Here is an 8254-nt window from a genome sequence, read left to right as displayed (position 1 = left end):
CAGACGGGCAACCCAAAGCCCAGGGGCCGGTGTTGGCAATGCAGGCGGCGTTGTCGGAACTGGATGCGGCCCTTCAGACTGCGGCGGGATTGCGTTACGCCGCTGAAGCGGCGAAAGCGGAGCTGGCGGATATCGAAGCCCAGACCGCATTTATGGATCACACCCTCAAAGAGCTGCAACAGCGAGCGCTGTTACTTTCAGCGCCGTCAGGCATTGCTCAGGTGACACCGGGCAACTTACAGCTTTCTGCCGGTGAAAATCTGATAACGACGGTTGGCCGTGATGCGGATATGAGCATCACCAAGAAATTCCGGCTGGCGGTGGGTGAAACCCTGAGTTTATTTGCCAAAACCCTGGGTATGAAGTTGTTGGCCGCCTCCGGCAAGGTGGAGATTCAGGCCCAGACTGGTGAGATGGATTTACTGGCCCAGCAGGCGCTGCGCCTGGTCAGCCAGGAAGATACGGTGACGATATCCGCGAAAACTGAACTGCGGCTGGAATGCGGTGGCGCTTATATCTCGCTGAAAGACGGTCATATTTCGTTTGCCGGTCCGAAGAATGCCCGGTTTCAGTGCGATGTTTTCCAAAAAGCAGGCCCCGCCAGTCAGAGTTCAACCCTGACATTGCCTGACCGTTGTGCGTCAACGGAAGAGCATGTGGCAGCTGCTCACGATAGCGTGATGGAATAAGGAATATCTGATGACTCAGATTCAAATTGATTACGATTTTTCTGCTGATGTTATAGACAAGCAAAGAATCTGCTTGTTGGCTGACTTGCATAACGCGTTTACCCAACAGGGTGGACAGGGGCTGCTGCTGGTTGATCCGGCGGTTTTCCTGAATAGCCGACAGGATGAGTTGCTGCCTGCGGCAATCCTTAACCATCAGCCTGCCGCTATAGCGATCCAGATAAAGCATCCCCGTTTTGAACCCCGTTATTCTCCCTGGTTGATACCGCTGGATATTAATCGGCCTGAGGATGCTCACATGCTGGAGTTGAGTATTACGCAAGCATTGCAGGAATCCGATCCGGCAGAGTTGATTGCCGGACGAGGTCGGATGGTTTGTGGCTGGCTGTTCAGTTCCCATCCGGTATCCGCGATTGCGCAACATCTCGGTATGACGGCGGTACAAGCCTTGTCATCGGTACGGCAAATCGTGCTGCGTTTTTATGATCCGACAGTGAACAATGCCTTGTGGCCGTTGTTGGATACCTGGCAACGTTCGCGTCTGCTGGGGCCGCTGACAGACTGGCACTTGATCGACGGTGACGGTCAGTTATTGCACCGGGACAACGCTAAATCTGCGGCGGTGCAATATACCTTCTCACTGGCGTTGTCCCCGGAAAACGTGCAGGAAATGACCTGGGCAGGTCCGATGAACCGGGCACTGCGCCGCTATCGTCAGGCACATCGCAATCAGTTACGCCGGACAGAGTCTGAAGCGTTGGAGATGATGCTGGCTTTACTGCGCCGGGTCACTGAACGCTATGCCTTTAATCATGTTCGTGATCTGGAGGCGTGTGCTTTGCATGGCTTGCTATACCATCCGGCGATCGATTTGCATCCCCGGATACAATCCTTGCTGTCCGGTGAGGAGGGTAACAGTACCCGTGGTTATGCTGATCGTACAGCCGGATTGCCAGAAAAAACGTGGCTGGCACTGGTTCGAGAATGTTGTCATCCCAAAACTTCCATTATTCCTTCATAAAATAAGGAGATACAGTCATGAATCGACCATTATGCAAAATGTGTGAGGCAACCGGCCCGGCGCTGTTGCCGGTACGCTATTCGGTAGTTCCGGATAGTATCCATGAAACCTTGCCGGAGTGGGCGGAGACGCCGTTTCCCTCGGCTAAAGGCTACCATTATGCGTTGCGTGCCTTACGGCAGGGTTTTTTATATGTTTATTATTGCAATGCCGGGATATTTGCTCAGGAGAGCTGGGAGACCTGGAGTATCAGCGAGGACGGGGCGCTGTGGAAGCAATACAATGCGCCTTTTGGTGTTTTCCCTAAGAAAACCGCGAATTGTCATGCCCCGACACATCAAAGCACCAATGTGGAGTTTATCGTATTGCAGGATATTGCGCTGCGTCAGGATACCTGGCTGGCCTTCTCGCCTTCGGCCTGGAGTCCGGAGACAATACAGTATTATCACGATCACCCCGATGCGCGGGAAAAGCGGATGCAGTGCGTGAAATCCTGGCAATGGCGAGGGGGGCCGGAAGGGGAGGGGATCAGCGAGGTCATGGCAGACACCCTGAATACGGTGATGGATTACCACCCGGTGGATATGTATTGCCCCACCTATCTTTTGCCTCATAATCCTACAGCGGCCCGTATCAGCCGGACAATGGAAGAGGCGCCCTACTATGCGTTTACGCCTAATGCGGTTGGCCCGCAGGGCACCCTCTATCCATGGAGCCGAAATCGGGCAGGGAGTGCGGACCTCACGGTCAGAGCCATGCAAAGACGGGGAGCGGCAGCGGATGGCTCGCCGGTCTCACCGGTATTGCTGGCTTTGCACGATCCGATAGGCATTGCTCATGAACTGGCTGGGTGGAGTGATGATATCGCCGGCGAGCACGCCACATGGCTGAAGGAGTTGTCGATTGAGTTTATGACCGACAGCTCGCTTAACGGGGTAGAGAATCAACTGCATCAATTGAAAACAGCGCATTCGAAAGAGAAGGCGGAGCAAAACTTCGGCATGATCGCGGCGATGACGACCGGTCATGCTTCAGCGCAGAACCTTGCCCGGCTTAAAGAGGATGTTGCCCGTAATACGGTCAAATTGGGTGAAGAGGCGTTTGCCAGCAGTTGGGAGAAATACACGAAAGAGCTGAATCTGGCTAAACGACAGGCATTTAACCAAAAGTATGCCGATTTTTGTACTGAAGTGGCGAAAAAGCTGGAGCAACTGGCCCAGTTCAGGGTGAGTTGGCTCCAGGAGAGTCGGTTTATCACCTGTTGCCGGGATTTCTACTCAACCCGGCTGGCGGATAACCTGAATTACCGGGAAGCGGTGGATTATGCGATGGCTTCATTGAATATCACAGAAACCGGCAGCGCATTTTTAGATGGCTTAATCGACCAGTATTCAACCTTATCGGAGAGCAATATTGTCTGGCGCTCGTTACTGCTGAATAACCCGGATGTGATGGCGGAAATGAGCGGATTTTTGCAACAGATGGCCATGAATAAGGGGGATGTGAAACCGGCAAAACCCGAAGAGTTTATGGACATTGCGACATCATTGAGCGGGAAACTGGTCGAGGCTTACGATAAGGCGAATGAAGCGCTGGAAAAACCGCCCACGACCAACAGTTCATTTTCTCGTGCAATGTTGCATTGTGACCGGCGACTGGTCACGCTGGGTGATCGGTTCTTTAATTTTACCCGTTTAGGGAAAGTGCTGAACAGCCGGAATGAAATGCTGAGTAAAACGCTGTTCTCGGTGATTTCCGGCGTGTCGTTTGATCAGGCGGTTGAACTGTCGGTATCCCAACTTAAAGATGGCAATGCGTTCAGGCAGCAGGTGTTGAAGGAGCTTAAGGCATCCGGTTCTGAGAATCGAATAAGGATAAAGAATGAATATCAGGATCGGTTTAAAGAGTTTACTGAAAGTACTGAAGGGGAATCGGTACTAAAGCAATCGCGGATTAAATTACTGGTTTTGATTTTCAACGGACTGGAGTTTGCCAATCAGTTAAAAGAGAGTAAAGGGGATACAAAGGGCCACGCTCAGGTAACTGCCGCGTTTTTAGGTACACTGAGTACGGCGATGGAGATTGTGACTCCGGCAGTTGAGCACGGCATAAAAAATGTGGCAGCGACTGATTCCATTAAGTTTATTGGGGTGAGTGCAGGCACACTTGCTTCTGCATTAAATCTGGGTGTCGATATCAGTGACGCGGTTTCTGAATGGTATGGTCAAGGGCGTTGGCAGTTTATTGGTCTTTACAGTCTTAAAGGTGCTGCTGATTTTATGCAATTCACGAAAGCATTAAACGGTTTATTAGAAATATTAGTGAAAAGGGCATTGCTTGCGCCTAAGAATTTTCTCCTTGAAGGGACGGCAAGGCTTTTGGCGTGGGAATATCTTGCCTGGCTGTGCAGTTGGGAGGCGATGCTCGTTATTTTTATTGTCGAAGAGTTAGTGATGTATTTTTCTGATAATGATTTACAAAAATGGTGTCGGGGTTGTGTGTTTGGTTTGGAGCCAGCAAAAAACTTGAAATCAACTCAATTGATTGACTTGGAATCGCAACGAAATACGTTGTATGAAGAACAATGTAAAGACTTTGCTAATGCAATGAAGGATTTGTCATGAGTACCAGTCGTCCTTTTAAAGATGCTATTGACTTTGATGAAATAAAAAGTCAGAGAAAAGACATTAATATTGTTATTAATGTAAACCGGAAACATGCTATTGAATTTCCTGATAACAGGGAAGAAATGGAAAAGGAAATAATGTCACTTCAGGATAAGATCCCCGTACTGGATGAAATATTAGCAAAAGAGCCGCCCCCACCGGAATTACCGCCGCGTAAGCCATTAATCAAAGTCAGTGGGGTATTGGAAGAATTCGAGACACTTTGTGTCATGGGTTATTTTAAAGATCGGGAATATGATCCCGCCGCCTTTGCCCGCAAGGAGGAGCGGGATCAATTTGGAGCACTGTTGCTGGCGATGGTAGGAAATAGTTCAGCGGCGGCGGTGACTTCACAGACACAAGTGAGGCTGGGGGATGTTTGTGATTTTGTGCGGGGAAAAATCAATGGTATTCCTTTCCACGGCTGGTTGGGATTTACCTCCGCAAAAGTGGGTGACTACGTTGAATTAGCGGTGACGGAGCAGGCGGGATATTATGTGGTTTATGCCATTGCCAATCCCGAATTAAGGGTTATTTCCATGACACCGCATTGCAAGCAAGGGATTCATTCAAACGCTAAATATCAGATACGCGGTACTTGGTATGGCTCTTCACTTATTTGGGTGATGTACATGTTAGTCGGTGTTTTCTTTATTAGAAAAGATATTTTTGAATATATAAAATATGCGTCTTTATTTTGTATTTTCATGGCAGTAGTATTTTCGCCCTTCATCTATATTTCCTGCATGAAAAACCCAAAACCTTCATTCAGATTGGCTGAGGCTATTTTCACTGCGTTAGGATTCCCTGACCCTACAGAGGTTAATCTTGAACGATTAACAAAAAAGAGGCTTAAGGAAATTAAGGCTAATCCCCCTGATAGGGAATCAAGTAAAGATAGTGGAATAGTGTTGCCAGATAAGTATTATTTCGTAAGCCATTACTACTATTACTGATTCAAGTAATTATCGGGTAAGAAGCTGTTATGTTTAAAGGTATTATTTCTTTGATCAGATTGGTTGAAATTCTGAAATCAACCCAATTGATTGACCCGGAATCGCAGCGAAACTTTGAAAAAATCAGCAACGAATTATCGAAGGTAAAGTGTTATCTAATACTATTCGAGTAATAGGTAATTTTGTGTAAATTGAGGTTTTTTTATGAAACAGATCTATAAAATGGTTTTCGTCGGTTTTGCCATTAATGTATTAATATGTTTGGCTTCACTGGTGGCGACCAGGGCGCTTTATGCCAGTTATGATGATCTCTCTTATCAATTACAAAGTGTGGTTGATAAGTTATTTATCGTGGATAAAGTGCTACAGGTTTTCATTTTCCTGCAAATTGTTAATTTATTTATTATTATCAAAATGCCAAAGTATGCAAAAATCAGTTCTTTTATCGTGTCTTGTGTCTTTCCGTTGGGTGTGGTTTATTTTATTGGGTGTTTATTGTCGATTCAGCGAGTGACACTCGCCTCATTCTCTGAATATCAGAACGATAATACTGAATCGGATCATACGGTCTATTTTTTACGGGATAAGTATTGCAACAGAGCGTGGGGTTGGAGCGGAGGTGCTGTTCTATTGCTGATTAAAGGTCTGAGTAGTATTTGTATCATGATGGCGGCGATGAATTGGGTTTCATATCGCAGAACAAAGGAACGTTATTTCTTTGCCAAGAGAGAAGACGGTTTTTTGTTAACTCCGACCGCGTTGAGTAAAACGATTTTTTTGCCTTATGAATGTATTGAAAGAGTTGAGCGGCGTGAAGATAAGGTCGTTATTTCTGTTTATTTAAACAAGAAAATTGACATCGTATGCTCAAATAAATTTATTGATAGAGAAGCATTGGAAAAAGTTGTTAGCACTCTTGCTCTGGCGGCGTTAAGTAATCAGAGTAATAAATAAATGTTAGCGTTTATTTTTCTGGGAATGCTAAAAATTCATCCCTAATAATATAGGATTAAATATGTTTGAAGGCATTATTCGCCTGGGTGATAAACTCAGCAGCGGCGGTGAAGTGATTTCCGCTTCTTCCTCAATAGAGATTGACGGTAAAAGAGCCGCGTTATTGCATGATGTAGTCAGTTGTCCGCTGAAAGGGCATGGTATTAACCGTATTGTCAAAGCCAATGCCCAATTTATCTCTGATGGCAAGCCGGTGGCTTTTGATAAAGCCCTTTGTCAATGTGGTTGTTATGTCATTGCCAGTACATCGAAAATGGGTACCGGAGGGGAAGCGTGATGACCTGGGAAATTCCGGAACCGCATCTTGTGCACCGGCCAGCGTCGTTGAACTGGTCACTCTGGTGGCGGCTGTTCAGTCTGATCTGTTTTGTCGTGGTGGTGGCCGCCAGTGGTTTTTGGTACGTGTGTGAAGATCCCCGTAGCGTGTTCTACGCCGTGGTTGCGGTGGTAGGAGCCGCGATGGTGTTCGGGTTGATAGCCGGTTGGCAGTTTTTTCGTTACGGCGTGGAATTGGAGCAGGCGGAGCTACTGACGCAGGAAAATGCCTGGCAGGAAGCGTATTGGCAAGCGTGGGCTTCACAGGGCATGAAGGTCGTGGATTATCATGCGATTTTTCCGCCTGAAGTCCCGTTACCGGCGGACAGTGCGGTGTTAGTCAATGGCGATAGTGCCCTGGTCTTACCGCCTTTTCCGGGGTATACCCGCTTGTTTGAAGAGGTGTTAGGACCGATGCGCCAGAGTTTGCTGAAACATGTTACTCGCCGTCAGTTGACTCTCTATTTCCCTTTACCGGTCGCAGAAACCGTTTGGCATCAATTCTGCCAGGTTTGGCAAAAGCTGGGGTTTTCGTTGTCGCAGTTACAAGGCCCTGTTGTGCTGAAACCGGATTATGCCAGTCAACTCAATGACTGGCTGGTGACGGAAAGCCAGGATCTGATGCTGATAATCACATGGTCGTGGGAAAGTCCTGATGAGCGCAGCAGGGCCAGTGATGGCACAGTAGCTTGGTTATTAACAGCATCGTCTTCTACGCTGCCGGCAAAATGTTGTTTGCATCGTACAATGACGACAACGCCTGATGATGCTCAGCGGGATATCGCCCGGTTTCTGCATTATCAATGCCCGGCTGTCACGGCGGGGACACTGTGGGACAACGATGTTGATCCCGCCATAAAAGATCGCTTACTTATCCAGCTGAATCAAGTGTTGACATCTTCGTTATCACCAGCGGTGACGACAGCACCGGTCATGCCGGATCACCAGTGTGTGAGCCACTGGCTGGGGAAATCAGGGGATTTTACCGACTGGTTTACCCTGACGCTCGCTATGAGAATGGCGGAATATCAACATGTCCCTCAGCTTTTTCTGCTTTCTCAGCATGCTACGTTACAACTGGGGACGGTCTCCCCAGCAAACCCGGCGATAACATCAGGAAATTCCTATGTCTAAAGCGTTTATTACCCGTAATCTGGGGGTGGGGTTGATAACCCTGCTGATAGCACTGGTGTCAGGCGGGCTGCTATATCTCCGAGGGGATCAGTTAGGATTAAATACGCCAGCGCTCAAGATAGTTGTCTGGATAGTCAGTATGGTGGGCGTCATCTGGTTGTTGAACCTGATTCGTGACGTCAAACAGGGGACACCCCCACAGAAAGTGCCCAATGCCTTCAGAGGAAAAGCATTTTCCTCGGAAGAGCCATCTTATTTTTGGGCGCTGAAAAGCCGTGCTCGTCGGCGCTATGGTTATTTCTGGCGTTTTAAAGTGCGAATTTTACTGGTGACAGGTAAAAAGGCGCTCGTGGAAGCCATCGCGCCGGGGCTGACCACGCAACACTGGCTGGAGGGCCATCGCACGCTCCTGTTGTGGGGCGGCAGTTTACACACTGAACCCGATACCGCGCAACTGGC

The 8254-nt window shown here is 48.2% G+C and carries 7 protein-coding genes and 1 pseudogene; all 8 read left to right on the top strand.

Annotated elements, in window-relative coordinates; all coding sequences use genetic code 11:
- The first annotated feature begins 89 nt into the window (after positions 1 to 89).
- Positions 90 to 689, top strand: coding sequence for a DUF2345 domain-containing protein (locus LGZ98_RS22540; protein ID WP_262978623.1), 600 nt, complete (start codon positions 90 to 92; stop codon positions 687 to 689).
- 10 nt (positions 690 to 699) lie between these two features.
- Complete coding sequence (locus tag LGZ98_RS22535) at positions 700 to 1710, top strand: DUF4123 domain-containing protein (protein ID WP_262978622.1); 1011 nt, start codon at positions 700 to 702, stop codon at positions 1708 to 1710.
- A gap of 17 nt (positions 1711 to 1727) precedes the next feature.
- Entirely contained in the window at positions 1728 to 4334 is a 2607-nt protein-coding gene (locus LGZ98_RS22530) for a T6SS effector BTH_I2691 family protein (RefSeq protein WP_262978621.1), read from the top strand.
- Positions 4331 to 5332, top strand: coding sequence for a putative type VI secretion system effector (locus LGZ98_RS22525; RefSeq protein WP_262978620.1), 1002 nt, complete (start codon positions 4331 to 4333; stop codon positions 5330 to 5332). The genes LGZ98_RS22530 and LGZ98_RS22525 overlap by 4 nt, the downstream gene beginning before the upstream one ends.
- Positions 5333 to 5536: 204 nt before the next feature.
- Positions 5537 to 6286, top strand: coding sequence for a hypothetical protein (locus LGZ98_RS22520; protein ID WP_262978619.1), 750 nt, complete (start codon positions 5537 to 5539; stop codon positions 6284 to 6286).
- A 61-nt stretch (positions 6287 to 6347) separates the two neighbouring features.
- Complete coding sequence (locus tag LGZ98_RS22515) at positions 6348 to 6623, top strand: PAAR domain-containing protein (protein ID WP_262978618.1); 276 nt, start codon at positions 6348 to 6350, stop codon at positions 6621 to 6623.
- A complete protein-coding gene (locus tag LGZ98_RS22510) occupies positions 6623 to 7795 on the top strand; it encodes a KPHS_23130 family T6SS system protein (RefSeq protein WP_262978617.1) in 1173 nt (390 codons plus the stop codon). The genes LGZ98_RS22515 and LGZ98_RS22510 overlap by 1 nt, the downstream gene beginning before the upstream one ends.
- A pseudogene (locus LGZ98_RS22505) lies at positions 7788 to 8254 on the top strand (ImcF-related family protein); the annotation flags it as partial. The gene LGZ98_RS22510 and the pseudogene LGZ98_RS22505, both read left to right, overlap by 8 nt.

It is taken from the genome of Photorhabdus kayaii, from assembly GCF_025384895.1.
Lineage (GTDB): Bacteria > Pseudomonadota > Gammaproteobacteria > Enterobacterales > Enterobacteriaceae > Photorhabdus > Photorhabdus kayaii.
The sequence above is the reverse complement of the archived record's forward strand: the minus strand, read 5'-3'. Positions and strand labels throughout refer to the sequence as shown.

Bases quoted from the DNA above. Each gene is read 5' to 3' on its own strand.
- LGZ98_RS22535 (WP_262978622.1), top strand. From the start codon at position 700: ATGACTCAGATTCAAATTGATTACGATTTTTCTGCTGATGTTATAGAC.
- LGZ98_RS22530 (WP_262978621.1), top strand. From the start codon at position 1,728: ATGAATCGACCATTATGCAAAATGTGTGAGGCAACCGGCCCGGCGCTG.
- LGZ98_RS22525 (WP_262978620.1), top strand. From the start codon at position 4,331: ATGAGTACCAGTCGTCCTTTTAAAGATGCTATTGACTTTGATGAAATA.
- LGZ98_RS22520 (WP_262978619.1), top strand. From the start codon at position 5,537: ATGAAACAGATCTATAAAATGGTTTTCGTCGGTTTTGCCATTAATGTA.
- LGZ98_RS22515 (WP_262978618.1), top strand. From the start codon at position 6,348: ATGTTTGAAGGCATTATTCGCCTGGGTGATAAACTCAGCAGCGGCGGT.
- LGZ98_RS22510 (WP_262978617.1), top strand. From the start codon at position 6,623: ATGACCTGGGAAATTCCGGAACCGCATCTTGTGCACCGGCCAGCGTCG.